Genomic DNA, 16,486 nt, shown 5'->3' with positions numbered 1-16,486 from the left:
CACTCCGACTCTTGCTTTCAAATTCGAGATGAGCCGTTTTCGCTGAAATCGGCCGGCACTCGCCACAGATACCAGGCAGCAATGGTTCGGTAAGGCGCGAAGCGCTCGGCAAGCCGGGCCATTTGCCGGTGCGACGGTTTGAGTTCCAGAGCATACAGTCGCCGGTAGCCTTCGCACACGCCGAAGTCGCTGGCGGGCATCACATCCAGCTGACCGAGCCCGTAAATGAGCATCATCTCCACGGTCCAGCGCCCCACACCAGGCAGTTGAATCAGGCGTTCGACCAGCGCTTCGTTGCCCATGGCCAGCGCCGCACTGACCTCAGGCACCAGACCGTCCACTCGCGCAGCGGCAATCGCCTTGATCGCCCGGCATTTGGACGCCGAGAACCCACAAGAGCGCAGTGCCTGATCATCCAGCTCGACCAGTGAATGCGCCCCCGGGAAGCTGTCATCAACAAAAAGCGCACGCAACCTCATGACCATCGCATCGCCTGCCCTGGCATGCAATTGCTGGTAGGCGACGGCCTTGACCAGCGCCTGAAACGGGTCCTGCGCTGCACTGACCGGGTGCAGACAGGGGCCGACCTGGTCAATCAGCGACTGCCATTGCGGGTCTATGGACCTGAGCGCAGCCACCGCCTCGGCATGCCTGCGGTCAGCGCTGTCTGATTCTGATGACATGATGATTTCCGGAATAAAGCGGTCAGAGGGGCAACCACGGTTTACAGAGGTGTTGAAAATGATCGCTGATTTCCGAAGACCACGGAACGTTCAGAAAATCGTGATCGATTAGCTGAACCTGACCTGAACGACTTTTCAAAAACGCAATCCCGATAAAAAACAACTACACGCATTCAAGAATGAGTATCATTATGTTACGCAGTGTTTCCGGCCTACGACATGCCGAGACACCTTCACCCTACAGCTTTGACTCGGTGAGATATGCTCGTTCCCTTTTTGATCATGCTGCGCGAAGGCATCGAAGCCGCGCTTATCGTTGGCATTATCGCCAGTTACCTGAAGCAGACCGGCCGCGGCGAGTGGATGCCTGCGGTGTGGATCGGCGTATTTCTGGCCGCCGCGCTCTCGCTGTTCGTCGGTGGCGGGCTTGAGTTGATGAGCGCCGAGTTCCCACAGAAGCAGCAGGAACTGTTCGAAGGGATCGTCGGCCTGATCGCGGTCGGCATTCTCAGCTCCATGGTGTTCTGGATGCGCAAGGTCGCGCGGTCGATCAAGCATGCGCTGCACGAATCACTCGACGCGGCCCTCACCGGCTCGAAAAACCAGACCTACGCGCTGATCGCCATGGTGTTTTTTGCCGTGGCCCGCGAAGGGCTGGAAACCGTATTCTTTCTGCTCGCCGTGTTCCAGCAGAGCGAAGGCTCCGGCGCGCCATTGGGTGCGCTGCTCGGCCTGTTGCTGGCGGTCGGTTTCGGCGTAGCCATCTACAGCGGCAGCATGCGTCTGAACCTGAGCCTGTTTTTCCGCTGGACCGGTTTGTTCATTCTGGTGGTAGCGGCGGGCATTCTCGCCAACTCCGTTCAGGCACTGCATGAAGCCGGCGTCTGGAATCACCTGCAGGAGGTGGTCTTCGACATCAGTGCGCTGCTGCCGATGGACGGCCCTGCCGGTTCGGTACTGGCGGGCATGTTCGGTTATCAGGACGCGCCGACGGTCAGCACCCTGAGTGCCTACCTGATTTACCTGATCGGGGCACTGCTGCTGTTCTTCAAGCCGCACACCCCGACGACTGGCAAGGTCATGCAGCCAAACACATCTTCTGTTACGAACGAATAAGGGCCTCCATGTCTAACCGTCCCTCAGGGCCTTCCGGGAAAGCCCGGTCGCCCCGTGTCCTGCGATTGGCAGTCGCCGGCTCAGTGATCCTGATGATCGCCGCTGGCGGGCTGTTCTACTACGCCTCGCAGGTCGCGGCCAAAAAGCGCGCGGCCAATGCCGGTACTGAAACCGTGGTCAATATCCACGCCCACAACTGCGAACCGAACGCCTTGACGGTCGCGGCGGGCAAGAACGCCTTCCGCATCGTCAACCGCTCGGAGCGCGCCGTCGAATGGGAAATCCTCGATGGCGTGCTGGTGATTGAAGAACGGGAAAACATCGCACCTGGGCTAAGCCAGGTGATCAATGCCAACCTGGCACCCGGCGATTACGCGATTACCTGCGGTCTGCTGAGCAATCCGCGCGGCACCTTGCATGTCACGCCGACCGCAGAGTCCGACGCCAAGGCCAAGGCGCGTCCGTCCATGACCGCCTTCATCGGGCCGCTCTCCGAATACCGCGTGTACCTGAGCCTGCAGAGTTCGGCGCTGATCAAGGCAGTCAACGCCCTGCAACAGGCCATCGATGCCGGCGACCTGAGCGCTGCCCAGGCGGCCTACCTGCCCGCCCGCGCCGCCTACCAGCGCATTGCACCGGCTGCGCAGCGCCTGGCCGAGCTGGACAACGCAATCAACGCCCGCGCCGACTATTACGAGAAACGTGAACAGGACCCCGGCTTCGGCGGCTTTCACCGCATCGAATACGGCCTGTACGAGCAACACAGCGTCGAGGGCCTGGCGCCGATCGCGCAGCGTCTGCAAACCGATGTCACCCAGCTCAAGCAACAGTTGATGGCGCAATCGCTGGCGCCCGAACAGCTGGCGGCTATTGCCACGCGCACACTGCGTAGCCTGGCTGAGGTACGCAGCAACGGCGAAGAGGAACGTTACAGCCACAGCGACCTGAACGGTTTTGCCGCCAGCCTGGACGGCACCCGCAAGATCGTCGACCTGCTGCGTCCGTTGCTGAGCCGCAGTGCAGGCGATCTGTTGCAGAAGATCGACGCCGCCATGGCGGATCTGGACACCACGCTCGATGCATTGAGCAGCGCTGATGGTGGTGTGCGCCCCTACGACCAGGTGGATGAGGCGCAGCGCAAGCAGATCGCCGCCAAGGCTGGCGCTCTGACTGACGCACTCAATGGCATCGACCCGGCACTCGGCCTCTCTGGCCTCTGATTCACTGGAGCACAGCACATCACGATGAAGAATCCGGACAGCAATCCAGAAACAACCAACGCTCCGGCCTCCCTGCAACGCCGCCGCGTGCTGATGGGGCTCGGCGCTGCAGGGGCTGCGCTGGCTGGCAGCAGCCTGAGTGGCAATGTACTTGCCGCAGCACCTGCACAAGTCGCCGAAGCGCCGAACAGTGAAAAAACGCAGGATCACAACGAGTTTCACGGCCAGCATCAGAGCGGCATCGTCAACCCGCGCCCGGCCGCGGGCATGCTTGTGGCATTCGATGTTCTGGCCGCCGACCGTGAGGACCTGGAACGCCTGTTTCGCACGCTGAACGAGCGCATCGCGTTCCTGATGACCGGTGGCCCGGTGCCGGAGATCGATCCGAAACTGCCACCGCTGGACTCGGGCATTCTCGGTCCGGTGGTGACCCCGGACAACCTGACCATCACCGTGTCGGTGGGCGAATCGCTGTTCGATGAGCGTTTTGGTCTGGCCCCGGTCAAGCCGAAACGCTTGAGCCGCATGACCGGTTTCCCCAACGATGCGCTGGATCCGGCCAGTTGCCACGGCGACCTGAGCATCCAGTTCTGCGCCAACACTGCCGACAGCAACATCCATGCGCTGCGCGACATCGTCAAGAACCTGCCCGACCTGCTGCTGGTGCGCTGGAAACAGGAAGGCACCGTGCCGCCCCAGGCACCGAAGAAACCCGGTCAGCCGCCGGAAAGCGCGCGCAACTTCCTGGGTTTCCGGGACGGTTCGGCGAACCCGGATTCCAACAACCAGAAGACCATGAACGAGCTGGTCTGGGTGCAGCCAGGCAGCGATGAACCGGCCTGGGCCGCCAATGGCAGCTATCAGGCGGTGCGCATCATCCGCAACTTCGTCGAGCGCTGGGACCGCACGCCGCTGCAGGAGCAGGAATCGATTTTCGGCCGCAGCAAAAGCACCGGCGCGCCCATGGACGGCAAGGTCGAGAGCGATGTGCCCAACTATGCGGCCGACCCGGAAGGCAAGAAAACCCGGCTGGATTCGCACATCCGCCTGGCCAACCCGCGTACTGCCGAAAGCCAGCGCAACCTGATCCTGCGCCGCCCGTTCAATTACTCCAATGGGGTTAACAAGAACGGTCAGTTGGACATGGGCCTGCTGTTCATCTGCTACCAGGCCGATCTGGAAAAAGGCTTCATTACGGTACAGAGCCGGCTTAACGGCGAGCCGCTGGAGGAATACCTCAAACCAATCGGAGGCGGCTATTTCTTCACCCTGCCGGGGGTAACCGGCGACCAGGATTTCATCGGTCGCTCGCTGCTGGCGGCCGTAGCGCCCACTAAAAACGCATGACCTATCCACTCCCGACCCGGAAGACACTCATGAAAAAGACGCCCCTGGCTTTGCTCCTGACCCTTGGCCTGCTCCAGACCCCGCTGGCGGCCTTTGCCGCCACCGCGCCGCTGGATCTGGTAGGCCCGGTGTCGGACTACAAGATCTACGTGACCGAGAACATTGAAGAGCTGGTCAGCCACACCCAGAAATTCACCGATGCCGTGAAGAAAGGCGACATCGCAACGGCCAAGAAGCTCTACGCTCCGACCCGCGTGTACTACGAGTCGGTAGAACCGATTGCCGAACTGTTCAGTGACCTGGACGCATCCATCGACTCACGCGTCGACGACCATGAACAAGGCGTGACGGCGGAAGACTTCACCGGCTTCCATCGTCTGGAATATGCGCTGTTCTCGCAGAACACCACAAAAGATCAGGGCCCTATCGCCGACAAGCTGTTGAGCGACGTCAAGGACCTGGAAAAGCGCGTGGCCGACCTGACTTTCCCGCCGGAAAAAGTCGTCGGCGGCGCCGCAGCCCTGCTGGAAGAAGTGGCAGCGACCAAGATCTCCGGCGAAGAAGACCGTTACAGCCACACCGACCTGTATGACTTCCAGGGCAACATCGACGGCGCGAAAAAAATCGTCGACCTGTTCCGCCCGCAGATCGAACAACAGGACAAGGCCTTCTCCAGCAAAGTCGACAAGAACTTCGCCACCGTGGACAAAATCCTCGCCAAGTACAAGACCAAGGACGGTGGCTTTGAAACCTACGACAAAGTCAAAGAGAACGACCGCAAAGCCCTGGTCGGCCCGGTCAACACCCTGGCAGAAGACCTCTCGACCCTGCGCGGCAAACTGGGCCTGAACTGACCTGAAACGCCGCGCCTGAAAGCGCTTTTTAACGCGATGGCACTGACGACGCAGAGTGCGACGTCAGTGCCAGGGCGAAGGAACCCGACGAAGTCGGGCCGGAAACCGGAGCTGGGACTTTGCTTACTTTGGTCCTTCAAAGTAAGGCGCCGAGGGGCGAAAAGGTGACCTGAGCCGAACCTCAATCCACCTGACAAAGAAAAAACCGCCATGTGACGTAGAGCGTCACGAACGGCATTCCCACGCGGAGCGTGAGGAACGATAGTCAAAATCGTATTAACTACCACCGAAATGCTTTTCAACCACGATGGCACAGACAACGCAAATTGCGACGTCAGTGACGGCTGAGTCCTGGCGCTGATCCGGGGGTAGCCTGGCAGGACGCCAGGCTAGCCGCACCGGGCCATGGATGGCCCGTTGCGGCGACCCCCGGATCAGTGACAGGGCGAAGGAACCCGACGAAGTCGGGCCGGAAACCGGAGCGAAAGGCTTTGGTTACTTTGGCCTCATCAAAGTAACTCGCCGAGGGGCGAAAAGGTGACTTGAGTCGAGCCTACATCCACCTGACACCACAGAACCGCTGTGTGACGCAGAGCGTCACGAACGGCATTCCCACGCTGGAGCGTGAGGAACGATAATCTCACTACCGCCATCGTGCGACGCTCTGCGTCCGCTCCTAGATCCCGCTGAACCAGTTGTACCCCTGATCCTCCCAATACCCCCCAGGATTCTCGTTGCTGACGAAAATCTCGACGATGTGCTTGGGATTCTTGAAACCCAGCTTGGTCGGCACCCGCACCCGCAACGGGTAACCGTAATCAGGTGGCAGCGCCACTTCACCGAAGTCCAGCGCCAGCAACGTCTGCGGATGCAGCGCAGTGGGCATATCCAGGCTCGAGTAATAGCGGTCAGCGCACTTGAAACCGACAAAGCGCGCCGTTGTATCAGCGCCGATGTACTCCAGGAAGGTCTTCAACGGCACACCGCCCCACTGCCCTATCGCGCTCCAGCCCTCGATACAGATCAACCGCGTGATGTCCGTGCGTTGCGGCAGTTTGCGCAGCGCCCCCAGCGTCCATGGCTGCTTGTCCCGCACCAGCCCCGACACCGCCAGCTGGTAATCGGAAAGATCCAGCTCCGGCACGTTGTACTCAGGGTAGAAGGCATTGAACGGGAACGGGTTGGTCAACTGCGCCTTGCTGTAGGTCGGCGCCAGCTTCTGGCCATTGAACAGCCAGGCCTGAACCCGGTCATTCCAGCGCGACATGGCCCACAGCACCTTGTCGACCTGATCGCCATCCTGCAGGTTGCAGCCCGTGAGCATCGACATCGCGCCCACGGTCAGCCCCGCGCGCAGAAACGAGCGGCGCTGAATATCGATCAGTTGACGCTCCTGCGCGGGCTCCAGGCGGATACGCTGAGTGATGCGTTTACGTGGTTCGTTCATGATTGCGCAGTTCCGTCTTCGTTCGGCTGGCGGCCGCCGGTAATCATCGGCAGCAAAGTACTGGGCACCAGCACGACCAGCAGCAGATGGACGATGACAAATGCGCCGATGGCGGTCATCGCCCCGAAATGTACCCAACGGGCGAAATCGAATCCGCCCAGCAGACTGACCAACCCCTGAAACTGCACCGGTTTCCAGATGGCCAGGCCGGACAGCACCACCAACACACCCATGGCCAGCACCAGCCAGTACATCAGCCGTTGCACCGCGTTGTAACGGCCTTTGACGTGGACCAGTCGAAAACGCAACGCGTCACTCATGTCACGCGTCACTTCGGACGGCCGGACCGGCAGCAGGTCGCGTTTGAAATGGCGGCTGAACACGCCATACAGCACATAAATCGGACCGTTGATGACCAACAGCCACATCACCGCGAAGTGCCAGGCAATGGAACCGCCCAGCCAGCCGCCGAGTGTCAGGAATTTGGGAAAGGTGAACGGCATCAGTGGCGATGCGTTGTAGATCGCCCAACCGCTCATGAACATACAGACCATGCCCACGGCATTGACCCAGTGCGTCAGGCGCACCGGCCACGGATGAATGGGGCGGGTTTTCATGTCGAGATCCCTCTGATCAGGCATGGAAAAAGCTGTCAGGGGCAGCCTTGCGCCCCTGACAGCCCTGGCGGTGATTACATCGGCGGGGTAAACCCGTCCTTGCCGACTGCCACACCACGGGCAGACTTGCCGTCGTCAGCCGGGAACACCACGACCTTGGCGCCCTTGGTCAACTGATCAACCTTGCCTGGCTCGACGTAGGCGATAGGCACATCCTGCGGCACCACCAGCTTCTTCTCGCCACCCTCGTATTTGACGGTCAGCGTGCGGCCATCGGTGCCAGCCAACGTGCCAACGGTGCCATTGGTCATGGTGCCGGTGCTGCCATCAGCGTTTTCCCAGCCATAGTGGCCTTCGCCGCTGCCTTTGAGGCTGGCTTCAAAAACGGTCACTTCCAGCGCTTTCAGTGTGCCGTCCGCCTGCGGGATGGCAGCCGAACCGACAAAGCTGTCGCCTTTGATTTGCTTGAAGTCAGCTTCGGACACAAGACGAATACCGGTCTTGTCAGTCAGCTTGATACTTTCGTGCTGACCCGAGCGGGTGGTGAAATCGAGGGTGTCGGCGCTGACGCTGTCGACGGTCCCGCGCATCGGTTTAACCACCTTCATGTCAGCAGCCTGAGTCATGACAGCAGCGCTGAGCAACAGCAGGCCGAACGTAGTAGAGAGTGCAGTCTTCATCGGTACTTCCTTGGCAGTTGATATCTGAAACCCATCCTTGCACCGTTACCGGCACCGCAGAATGACCGGGCAATGACATTTTTGTCATTCGCCGGACACCTCGTCGGCAACTGGTTAGACTCCGGCATCGGCGCACCATGGGTGCAGGCAAAAGCGTAGCGGACAAAACGATGCATATCCTGCTGATTGAAGACGACACCAAAACCGGCGAGTACCTGAAGAAGGGTCTGGGTGAGTCCGGCTACAAGGTGGACTGGACCCAGCACGGGGCCGACGGCCTGCACCTGGCGCTGGAAAACCGCTACGACCTGATCGTGCTGGACGTGATGCTGCCAGGCATCGACGGCTGGCAAATCATCGAAGTACTGCGCGCCCGGCAGGACGTGCCGGTGCTGTTTCTCACCGCGCGCGACCAGTTGCAGGACCGGATTCGCGGCCTGGAACTGGGCGCCGACGATTATCTGGTCAAGCCATTTTCCTTCACTGAACTGCTGCTGCGCATCCGCACCATCCTGCGCCGGGGCGTGGTGCGCGAGGCGGACCATTTTCATCTGGCCGATCTGGAACTGGACCTGTTGCGCCGCCGGGTGACGCGTCAGCAACAGGTTATCGTGCTGACCAACAAGGAGTTCGCCCTGCTGCACCTGTTATTGCGCCGCGAAGGCGACGTACTGTCCAGGGCACAGATTGCCTCGGAAGTCTGGGACATGAATTTCGACAGCGACACCAATGTCGTCGACGTCGCCATCAAGCGTCTGCGCAGCAAGGTCGACCTGCCCTACCCGGTCAAGCTCATCCACACCGTGCGCGGCATTGGTTATGTGTGCGAGGTACGGCCATGCGACGCCAGCCTTCCCTGACCCTGCGCTCGACCCTGGCATTTGCCTTGGTGGCGATGCTCACCGTCAGCGGTGCCGGCCTGTATCTGTATCAGTCAATCGAGGCAACAGTGATGCAACGCAGTGACCATGCCGTGCTTGCGCGACTGGACCACTTTCGCAAGCTGCTGCGCTATGACCTGACCATGGACAACCTCAAGGGCAGCCCGCAGCTGTTCGAGAACATGCTCGACAGCGAAGAAGACATCTTCATCATCGGCGAGCCGGGCAAGTCACCGGTTATCTCCGTCAACCCGCAGCACGCGCCCTTGCCGGAACTGCCGACCGTGGCGCAGGACCAACCGCTGCGTGTCGATGACCTGCGCAGCGGCATGAGCCTGCAAGGCGTGCCGTTGCGCGCTGCTGCCGTACAGGTGATGTCCAACGGTGTCGAAGTACGTTTGCAGGCAGCGCACCTGATGGTCAAGGAAATGGCCATGCTCGCCAGCTTCCGTCAGCGCATCTATATAGCCGTGGCCCTGGCGTTTCTGATCACCGCAGCCCTGGGTTATGTACTGCTGCGTCGCGGCTTGCGTCCACTGCGAAGAATGGCTGCCCATGCCGCCGCAATCACCCCGGCCAGCCTGCACAAACGCCTAGACAGCCGTGATACGCCCGTCGAGCTGCAACAATTGAGCGACGCCTTCAACGCCATGCTTGACCGTCTGGACGATGGCTACCGACGCCTGATGCAGTTCTCTGCCGATCTGGCCCACGAAATCCGCACACCGGTCGGTTCGTTGATGGGCCATTGTCAGGTTGCCTTGCGCCAGAACCGCAGCGCCGATGAATATCAGGCGCTGCTGGCCTCCAATCTGGAAGAGCTGGAGCGCATCTCGCGGCTGGTGGAAAGCATCCTGTTTCTGGCACGGGCGGACGAAGCCCAGGCCGCTCTGGAGCGTCAGCCGCTGGATCTGCATGATGAACTGCAACGGGTTGCCGGCTATTTCGAAGGGCTGGCCGAAGAACGCAACCTGACCCTGAGCCCCCACGGACAAGGTACGTTGCAGGCCGATCCGATTTTGCTACGGCGTGCATTGAGCAATCTGGTCGCCAATGCGATCCGCTACGCAGATGAAGACAGCGAGATTCTGATGCAGGTGACGGCTGTGGACAGGCACTGGAAGATCGATGTGGAGAACCGTGGACCGGTGCTGCCGGAAGCCACCCTCGCACGCTTGTTCGATCGTTTCTATCGCGGTGATGCCTCACGCCATGAGCGTTCGGATTCCAACGGCCTGGGGCTGGCGATCGTCACGGCAATCATGCAACTGCACGGCGGTCGGGTCGAAGTCGCTCAACCCGCCGTCGGCAGAATCTGCTTCAGTCTGATATTCCCGGCGGCCTGAAGCCTGCGGCGCGAGAGGATCAATTCTTTTTCTCGTGGGCAATGGCCAGCTTGTAGAACGTGGCAGAGCCGCCTTCCGTGGTGTAGCCGGTGTTGTCCTGGGTGTAGACCCCTGCCTTGAAATAGAACAGTTTGCTGGCCCAGGCTGAATCCAGCTTGGCGTACCAGACTGCGTCGAAGGCATTCACCGTCAGATCGCCAGACGGCGACAGGTTGATGGTGTAGTTGAACTGCTTATTGAGCGGCACACCCTGGGCGATGTTGATGACCTCGATTTCCGAGTCCGGCGTACGACGAAACTTGGCGACGATATTGCCGGTCTGCAGCTTCTCCTTGTACTGATACTCCACCTTCAGCAGCGGTTCGGTGCTCTGGTAGCAGTGAATCTGACCGATCACGATCTTGCCGCTGGAAGGCACCTGATCGACTTCCAGTGTCGCGCGCAGAAAGTTGTCGGCACTGGAGTAGGCCCAGTTGAAGACTCTTCCATCCGACGTCGTCTCGCGCAATTCGGAACGCGGGTACTTGGCGTTTTCGGTGGTTGAACCCGTCACCGGTGCCCAGAAGAACAGCGTATCCCCGGACTGGAAATAGCCATCCCGATAGCCCTTTACCAATTTGGGGGTTTCGATGATGGTCGCAGGGCTTCCGACAGGGACGGAGAGATTCCAGGTAGCAAGGTCGATCATGGCGTAGCTCGCAAGGTGCGCATCGCGCACCAACTGAATGGCTCTGGAACGGGTGTGCTGGCCCGTTTGGTCATCCAGACTATCGGCTGAATCGTTTATTTTTTAAACAGCATCGACAATGCTTTGGCGTCAACAAAACGTCTAAATATAGCCGATGCCATCATTGCGATATCAATTGTTGCGATGAAGCTATGTGCCACCACCAAGCTGCAAGCGTTGATTAACGTGAAGAAGTGTTTTGCGAAGCGCGTCATTTTTTTGAATGTATCGAGGCCGATACAGCGCAAAAAACCGCAAATTACCGACAGACGGTAGCAATTATCTTCATGAAAAATGAACTTATGGCACTTGAAACTGACAAATGCGCCCCTTCATCAACGCTGCGCTGCCTCGAAATATGCTTTCGCCGGGTTAAAAAAGCGCCTCCGCCGGGCGGCTTCGGGTTGACTGTAAGCAGTTGTTACGGGATATTAGTTAGCAAGCTATTTATCTCCCTGCTAACAATATCGCTCCTAACTAAATTCCTGGTGTTTCCATGTCTGTCGAATCCCTGCATCGGACAATCAGCAGTGGCCTGGTGGCCGCGTCTCGCCAATGGCGACGCATCTGCCAGAACACGCTGGTGACCTATGGCATTTCCGAAGCCTGCGCAGGTCCGTTGCTGGCCATTGCGCGTCTGGGCGATGGCGCACATCAGGTGAAAGTCGCCCAGGCGGCTGGCATGGAGAGCCCGACGCTGGTGCGTCTGCTCGACCAGTTGTGCAAGGCCGATATCGTTTGCCGCACTGAAGACCCGAATGACCGCCGCGCCAAGGCCTTGAGCCTGACTCGCAAAGGTCGCGCACTGGCCTGCTCCATCGAAGCCGAGCTGACCCGCTTGCGCGCCGAAGTGCTGCAAGGTCTGCAGCCTGCCGATCTGGAGGCCACCTTGCGTGTGTTACAGGCCTTTGCTGATGCGGCGCAGCGCGAACACGGGGGCCAGGCTTGAACGGATTTTTCTCCAGCGTTCCGCCGGCACGTGACTGGTTCTACGGTGTGCGCACCTTCGGCGCGTCGATGCTGGCGCTGTACATCGCATTGTTGATGGAAATGCCCCGCCCCTACTGGGCGATGGCCACGGTGTACATCGTCTCCAGCCCCTTCGTCGGCCCGACCAGCTCCAAGGCGCTGTACAGAGCGGCCGGGACGTTGGCCGGTGCAGCGGCGTCGGTGCTGCTGGTGCCGATGTTCGTACAAACGCCCTTGTTGCTGGCCATCGTGGTCGGGCTGTGGACCGGGACCCTGTTGTTTCTGTCCCTGCACTTGCGCACCGCCAACAGCTACGCCCTGATGTTGGCCGGCTACACCATGCCGCTGATTTCGCTGCCGGTGGTCGACAACCCGCAGGCTGTGTTCGACATCGCGGTGTCGCGTACCGAAGAGATTTTTCTCGGCATCATCTGCGCCGCCGTCGTAGGTGCGATGTTCTGGCCCAGGCGCCTGGCACCTGTGTTTCAGGCCACCACGGAGAAATGGTTCAGTGATGCCGCGACCTACAGTCAGCGCTTTATCAGCCGTACCTGTCAGCCCGAAGAAATCGGCACGCTGCGCAATTCGATGGTCGGCAGCTTCAACTCGCTGGAAATGATGATCGGCCAGTTGAGCCACGAAGGCGCCCGTAAGCAAACCGTGCGCAACGCCAATGAACTGCGCGGCCGGATGATCCACCTCTTGCCGGTCATCGATGCGCTGGATGACGCGCTGTGGGCGCTGGAGCGGCGCACGCCCTATCTGCTGGCCAGCATCAAGCCCTTGTTGCAAAAGGCTTGTGACTGGCTCGAAAGCACTGCCGACACGCCGCAGTTGGAAGGATGGCAACAGTTGCACCGCGACTTGCAGAGCCTGCAACCAGATTCCGCGCAACTGGACGATCGCGATCAACTCCTGCTATCCAATACGCTGTTCAGGCTGGGTGAGTGGATCGACCTGTGGCTGGATTGCCGAACCCTGCAATACGCGATCAAGACCGACGATCAGTCACAGTGGCGCGCGGTCTATCGCCACTGGCGCCTGGGCCGGTTGACCCCGTTTCTCGACCGCGGCCTGATGCTCTATTCGGTGACTTCGACAGTACTGGCGATCATTGCTGCGTCGGTGTTATGGATTCTGCTCGGCTGGAAAGACGGCGCAAGTGCCGTGGCACTGGCAGCGGTGTCGTGCAGCTTCTTCGCTGCCATGGACGACCCTGCTCCGCAAATCTACCGGTTCTTCTTCTGGACCCTGCTCTCGGTAGTGTTCGCCAGCCTGTACCTGTTCGTGGTGCTGCCCAACCTGCATGACTTCCCGATGCTGGTGCTGGCCTTTTCCGTGCCGTTCATTTGCGTCGGTACCCTGACCGTGCAACCGCGCTTCTTTCTCGGCACGCTGCTGACCATCGTCAACACCTCGTCGTTCATCAGCATCCAGAGCGCTTATGACGCGGACTTCATGAACTTCCTCAACTCCAACCTGGCGGGTCCTGCCGGGCTGTTGTTCGCCTTCATCTGGACCCTGGTGTTCCGCCCGTTCGGCGTCGAACTGGCCGTCAAGCGTCTGACCCGTTTCAGCTGGCGTGACATCGCCAGCCTCAGTGAAAACGCTTCTCTGGCCGAACACCGGCGCATGGGCGTGCAAATGCTCGACCGCCTGATGCAGCAATTGCCGCGCCTGACGCTCACCGCTCAGGACACCGGGATTGCCCTGCGTGAGCTGCGCGTCGCGCTGAACATGCTCGACCTGCTGGCCTACACCCGCCGCGCCACGCCTGCGGCTCAGGTATTGCTGCGTCAGGTGATCGACGAAGTCAGCGGCTATTTCAAACAGTGCCGCAAGGCCGGTGAACGACTGCCCGCGCCCAGAGGCCTGCTGATGGCCATGGACCGCGCACGCCGTTCACTGACCGATCAGGAGATGGGCGACAACCCGGCCCGACTGCACCTGCTGCATGCTCTCAGCGGCCTGCGCCTGGCGCTGCTGCCGGGGGTCGAGATCGTCACCGTGGGCGGGGAACTGACCGAACAACTGCCGCATAACATCGATGGAGCGCCCCTGTGATCGGTGATCTGGATATCAGCGGGATCTTCATCCCCACGTTTCTGGCGATGATGGGCATCGCCTATCTGCTGTTTCTTGTCGTGCATGCGGTGCTGTCGCGTGCCCACTTCTACCGTCTGGTCTGGCACCGGGCTTTGTTCAACGTAGGTCTATACGCTTTGTTGCTCGGCGCCGTGGATACTCTAAGTCGATACCTGATGACATGAAAAAACCGATACTGACACTGGGCCGCGTGGTCCTGACCCTGCTGGTTGTCACCCTGGCCGCCGTGGTCGTATGGCGCATGGTGATGTATTACATGTATGCACCGTGGACGCGCGACGGGCATATCCGCGCCGACATCGTGCAAATCGCACCGGACGTCTCCGGGCTGATCCAGAAGGTCGAAGTCACTGACAACCAGCCCGTGCACAAGGGCCAGGTCCTGTTCACCATCGATCAGGACCGCTTCCGTCTGGCACTGCGCCAGGCGCAGGCGACGGTCGCCGAACGTCAGGAAACCTGGGAGCAGGCACGCCGTGAGAACAAACGTAACCGTGGCCTGGGCAATCTGGTCGCCCGCGAACAACTGGAAGAAAGCCAGTCACGCGAAGCCCGAGCCCTTTCCGCACTGGGCGAATCAAAGGTTGCAGTGGACGCCGCGCAGTTGAACCTGGATCGCTCGGTGATACGCAGCCCGGTGGACGGCTACCTCAACGACCGCGCGCCCCGCGAACATGAGTTCGTCACTGCCGGGCGTCCAGTGCTTTCGGTGGTTGATTCGACGTCGTTCCACATCGACGGCTATTTCGAGGAAACCAAGCTCGATGGCATCCATGTCGGCCAGGGCGTCGACATCCGCGTCATCGGCGACAACGCGCGGCTGACCGGCCATGTGGTGAGCATCGTTGCCGGTATCGAAGACCGCGACCGCAGCAGTGGCTCGAACCTGCTGCCCAACGTCAACCCGGCTTTCAGCTGGGTGCGTCTGGCGCAGCGGATTCCAGTGCGGATCGCCTTCGATGACGTGCCCGCCGACTTCCGCATGATTGCCGGACGTACCGCGACGGTGTCGATCATCGACGATACGCAGGAGCGCAGCCGATGAAACGTGCTTTACGCGTGGCCGCGCTCGGCTTTACCGCCTTGCTGTCGGCCTGCCAGATGGTCGGCCCGGATTACCGGTTGCCCAAGGAGGGCGCGATCAACCGTCCGGACCTGCAGGGTGAACTGGCGGGCCGCTCGGTCAACACGGTTTCCGCCCCGGTGCCGGCGCACTGGTGGCGTCTGTATCAGGATGCGCGGCTGGATGAGCTGGTGCGCCAGGCCATCGCTTCCAATACCGACCTGCGCATCGCCGCCGCCAACCTGCAGCGTGCTCGCTATCAGACCTCGGAAGCCGAGGCGGCTGGCGGCTTTACCAACGGCGCGAAGATCGGCGCTCAGCGCGTGCAGGAGTCCGGCGAGGCGTTTCTGCTGACCGACAAGGTGCCGGTGGCCAATGTCGGCGACGTGGGTCTGACCACTTCGTACCAGTTCGATCTGTTCGGCACCTTGCAGCGTGGCATCGAGGCGGCGCAGGCCAATGTCGATGCCAATCAGGCGGCGGTGGATACGGCACGTATCACAGTGGTCGCCGATGTGGTGCGCGCCTACACGCAGATTTGTGCCGCCAACGAAGAGCTCGATATCGCCCGCGAATCGCTGGACCTGCAACAACAGAGCGTGACCCTCAACCAGCGCCTGCGCGATGCCGGGCGTGGCGATGAAACCCAGGTCACTCGTTCGCAGACGCAGTTCAAGTCATTGCGCGCCGAAATGCCCCGTTACGAAGCGCGCCGTCAGGCCGCGATGTTTCGCCTGTCGATGTTGCTGGCCAAACCTGTCGAGCAACTGCCCGCCGGGGTAAGCGCCTGCAACCAGTTGCCGCAGATTGCGCAGGTCATTCCTGTGGGCGACGGCGCAGCACTGCTCAAACGCCGCCCGGATGTGCGTCAGGCTGAACGCCATCTGGCGATGTCGACTGCCGAGATCGGCGTTGCCACCGGCGAGTTGTATCCGGACATCAGCATCGGCGCGAGCATTGGCACCACCGGCCTGATCGAGAACCTCGGCAAACCGGCGGCCAATCGCTGGGGCTTCGGTCCGCTGCTGAACTGGACCATCCCTTCAAATGGCTCGCGCGCCCGCATCCATCAAGCCGAAGCCTCGGCGCAGGCGGCCCTTGCGCGCTTTGATGGTGTGGTGCTCAACGCCATCCGTGAAACCCAGACTGGCCTGGCGCAATACACCGCCCTGCTCGACCGCCGCGACGCCCTCAGAGAAGCCGAGCAATCTGCCAAAGAAGCGGCTGACCAGACGCACCGCTTCTATCAGGCCGGGCGCGCCTCGTTCCTCGCCGACCTGCAAGCCACGCGCACTTACACCGACGTACGCGCGCAGATGGCAGAGGCCAACACGCAGGTGGCGATGGGGCAGATCAATCTGTTTCTGGCTCTCGGCGGCGGCTGGGAGAAGGATGACGTGGCGCAGCAGTAGGATGCGCGTTCGCCACGC

Annotated in this window: 16 protein-coding genes; 11 read left to right on the top strand and 5 right to left on the bottom strand. The window is 60.7% G+C overall.

The window, feature by feature from the left end:
* Positions 1–17: 17 nt before the first annotated feature.
* Positions 18–683 (bottom strand): DNA-3-methyladenine glycosylase family protein, encoded by a 666-nt coding sequence (locus BLR16_RS19855; protein ID WP_072366907.1) that lies wholly within the window; start codon positions 681–683, stop codon positions 18–20.
* A gap of 261 nt (positions 684–944) precedes the next feature.
* Here BLR16_RS19855 and efeU point away from each other — a divergent pair, with 261 nt between their 5' ends.
* The 4 genes from efeU to efeO (BLR16_RS19835) are packed head-to-tail and all read left to right on the top strand — an operon-like array spanning position 945 to position 5,220.
* Positions 945–1,799, top strand: coding sequence for an iron uptake transporter permease EfeU (efeU, locus tag BLR16_RS19850; protein ID WP_003370335.1), 855 nt, complete (start codon positions 945–947; stop codon positions 1,797–1,799).
* A gap of 8 nt (positions 1,800–1,807) precedes the next feature.
* Complete coding sequence (efeO, locus tag BLR16_RS19845) at positions 1,808–3,019, top strand: iron uptake system protein EfeO (RefSeq protein ID WP_032609923.1); 1,212 nt, start codon at positions 1,808–1,810, stop codon at positions 3,017–3,019.
* A gap of 24 nt (positions 3,020–3,043) precedes the next feature.
* Positions 3,044–4,366, top strand: a complete 1,323-nt coding sequence (gene efeB / locus BLR16_RS19840) for an iron uptake transporter deferrochelatase/peroxidase subunit (RefSeq protein WP_003370331.1) — start codon at positions 3,044–3,046, stop codon at positions 4,364–4,366.
* 29 nt (positions 4,367–4,395) lie between these two features.
* Entirely contained in the window at positions 4,396–5,220 is an 825-nt protein-coding gene (gene efeO / locus BLR16_RS19835) for an iron uptake system protein EfeO (protein WP_003370329.1), read from the top strand.
* Between the two features lie 676 nt (positions 5,221–5,896).
* Here the strand turns inward: efeO (BLR16_RS19835) and BLR16_RS19815 are convergent.
* From BLR16_RS19815 to BLR16_RS19805, 3 genes are all read right to left on the bottom strand, one after another.
* A complete protein-coding gene (locus BLR16_RS19815; protein ID WP_003370326.1) occupies positions 5,897–6,667 on the bottom strand; it encodes a molybdopterin-dependent oxidoreductase in 771 nt (256 codons plus the stop codon).
* Positions 6,664–7,284, bottom strand: coding sequence for a cytochrome b/b6 domain-containing protein (locus tag BLR16_RS19810; RefSeq protein ID WP_074808746.1), 621 nt, complete (start codon positions 7,282–7,284; stop codon positions 6,664–6,666). Before BLR16_RS19810 ends, BLR16_RS19815 begins: the two co-directional genes overlap by 4 nt.
* Before the next feature lie 74 nt (positions 7,285–7,358).
* Complete coding sequence (locus BLR16_RS19805) at positions 7,359–7,964, bottom strand: hypothetical protein (RefSeq protein ID WP_002554191.1); 606 nt, start codon at positions 7,962–7,964, stop codon at positions 7,359–7,361.
* A gap of 170 nt (positions 7,965–8,134) precedes the next feature.
* On the opposite strand from BLR16_RS19805, the gene BLR16_RS19800 reads away from it, so the two are divergent.
* Positions 8,135–8,824 (top strand): heavy metal response regulator transcription factor, encoded by a 690-nt coding sequence (locus BLR16_RS19800; RefSeq protein WP_002554192.1) that lies wholly within the window; start codon positions 8,135–8,137, stop codon positions 8,822–8,824.
* Positions 8,803–10,191, top strand: coding sequence for a heavy metal sensor histidine kinase (locus BLR16_RS19795; RefSeq protein ID WP_074808743.1), 1,389 nt, complete (start codon positions 8,803–8,805; stop codon positions 10,189–10,191). Before BLR16_RS19800 ends, BLR16_RS19795 begins: the two co-directional genes overlap by 22 nt.
* A gap of 19 nt (positions 10,192–10,210) precedes the next feature.
* Here BLR16_RS19795 and BLR16_RS19790 read toward each other — a convergent pair whose 3' ends face one another.
* A complete protein-coding gene (locus tag BLR16_RS19790) occupies positions 10,211–10,879 on the bottom strand; it encodes a polysaccharide lyase family 7 protein (protein WP_011268396.1) in 669 nt (222 codons plus the stop codon).
* Between the two features lie 535 nt (positions 10,880–11,414).
* Between BLR16_RS19790 and BLR16_RS19785 the strand changes: the two genes are divergently transcribed.
* From BLR16_RS19785 to BLR16_RS19765, 5 genes are read left to right on the top strand one after another with little or no spacing between them, the layout of a single operon-like run.
* A complete protein-coding gene (locus BLR16_RS19785) occupies positions 11,415–11,867 on the top strand; it encodes a MarR family winged helix-turn-helix transcriptional regulator (protein WP_003305524.1) in 453 nt (150 codons plus the stop codon).
* Positions 11,864–13,951, top strand: coding sequence for an FUSC family protein (locus BLR16_RS19780; protein WP_074808740.1), 2,088 nt, complete (start codon positions 11,864–11,866; stop codon positions 13,949–13,951). Before BLR16_RS19785 ends, BLR16_RS19780 begins: the two co-directional genes overlap by 4 nt.
* Positions 13,948–14,157: a DUF1656 domain-containing protein gene (locus BLR16_RS19775; RefSeq protein ID WP_003315925.1), complete on the top strand. Its 210-nt coding sequence runs from the start codon at positions 13,948–13,950 to the stop codon at positions 14,155–14,157. Before BLR16_RS19780 ends, BLR16_RS19775 begins: the two co-directional genes overlap by 4 nt.
* The gene (locus BLR16_RS19770; RefSeq protein ID WP_003344172.1) at positions 14,154–15,038 is read left to right on the top strand and encodes an efflux RND transporter periplasmic adaptor subunit; all 885 of its coding nucleotides are present in this window, start codon (positions 14,154–14,156) and stop codon (positions 15,036–15,038) included. Before BLR16_RS19775 ends, BLR16_RS19770 begins: the two co-directional genes overlap by 4 nt.
* Positions 15,035–16,468, top strand: a complete 1,434-nt coding sequence (locus BLR16_RS19765; RefSeq protein ID WP_003370304.1) for an efflux transporter outer membrane subunit — start codon at positions 15,035–15,037, stop codon at positions 16,466–16,468. The genes BLR16_RS19770 and BLR16_RS19765 overlap by 4 nt, the downstream gene beginning before the upstream one ends.
* The last annotated feature ends 18 nt before the right edge of the window (positions 16,469–16,486 follow it).

Source organism: Pseudomonas sp. BS3767, assembly GCF_900099665.1.
In the GTDB taxonomy this organism is placed as follows: Bacteria; Pseudomonadota; Gammaproteobacteria; order Pseudomonadales; family Pseudomonadaceae; genus Aquipseudomonas; species Aquipseudomonas cerasi.
This window is presented reverse-complemented; position numbering and strand designations above follow the sequence as displayed.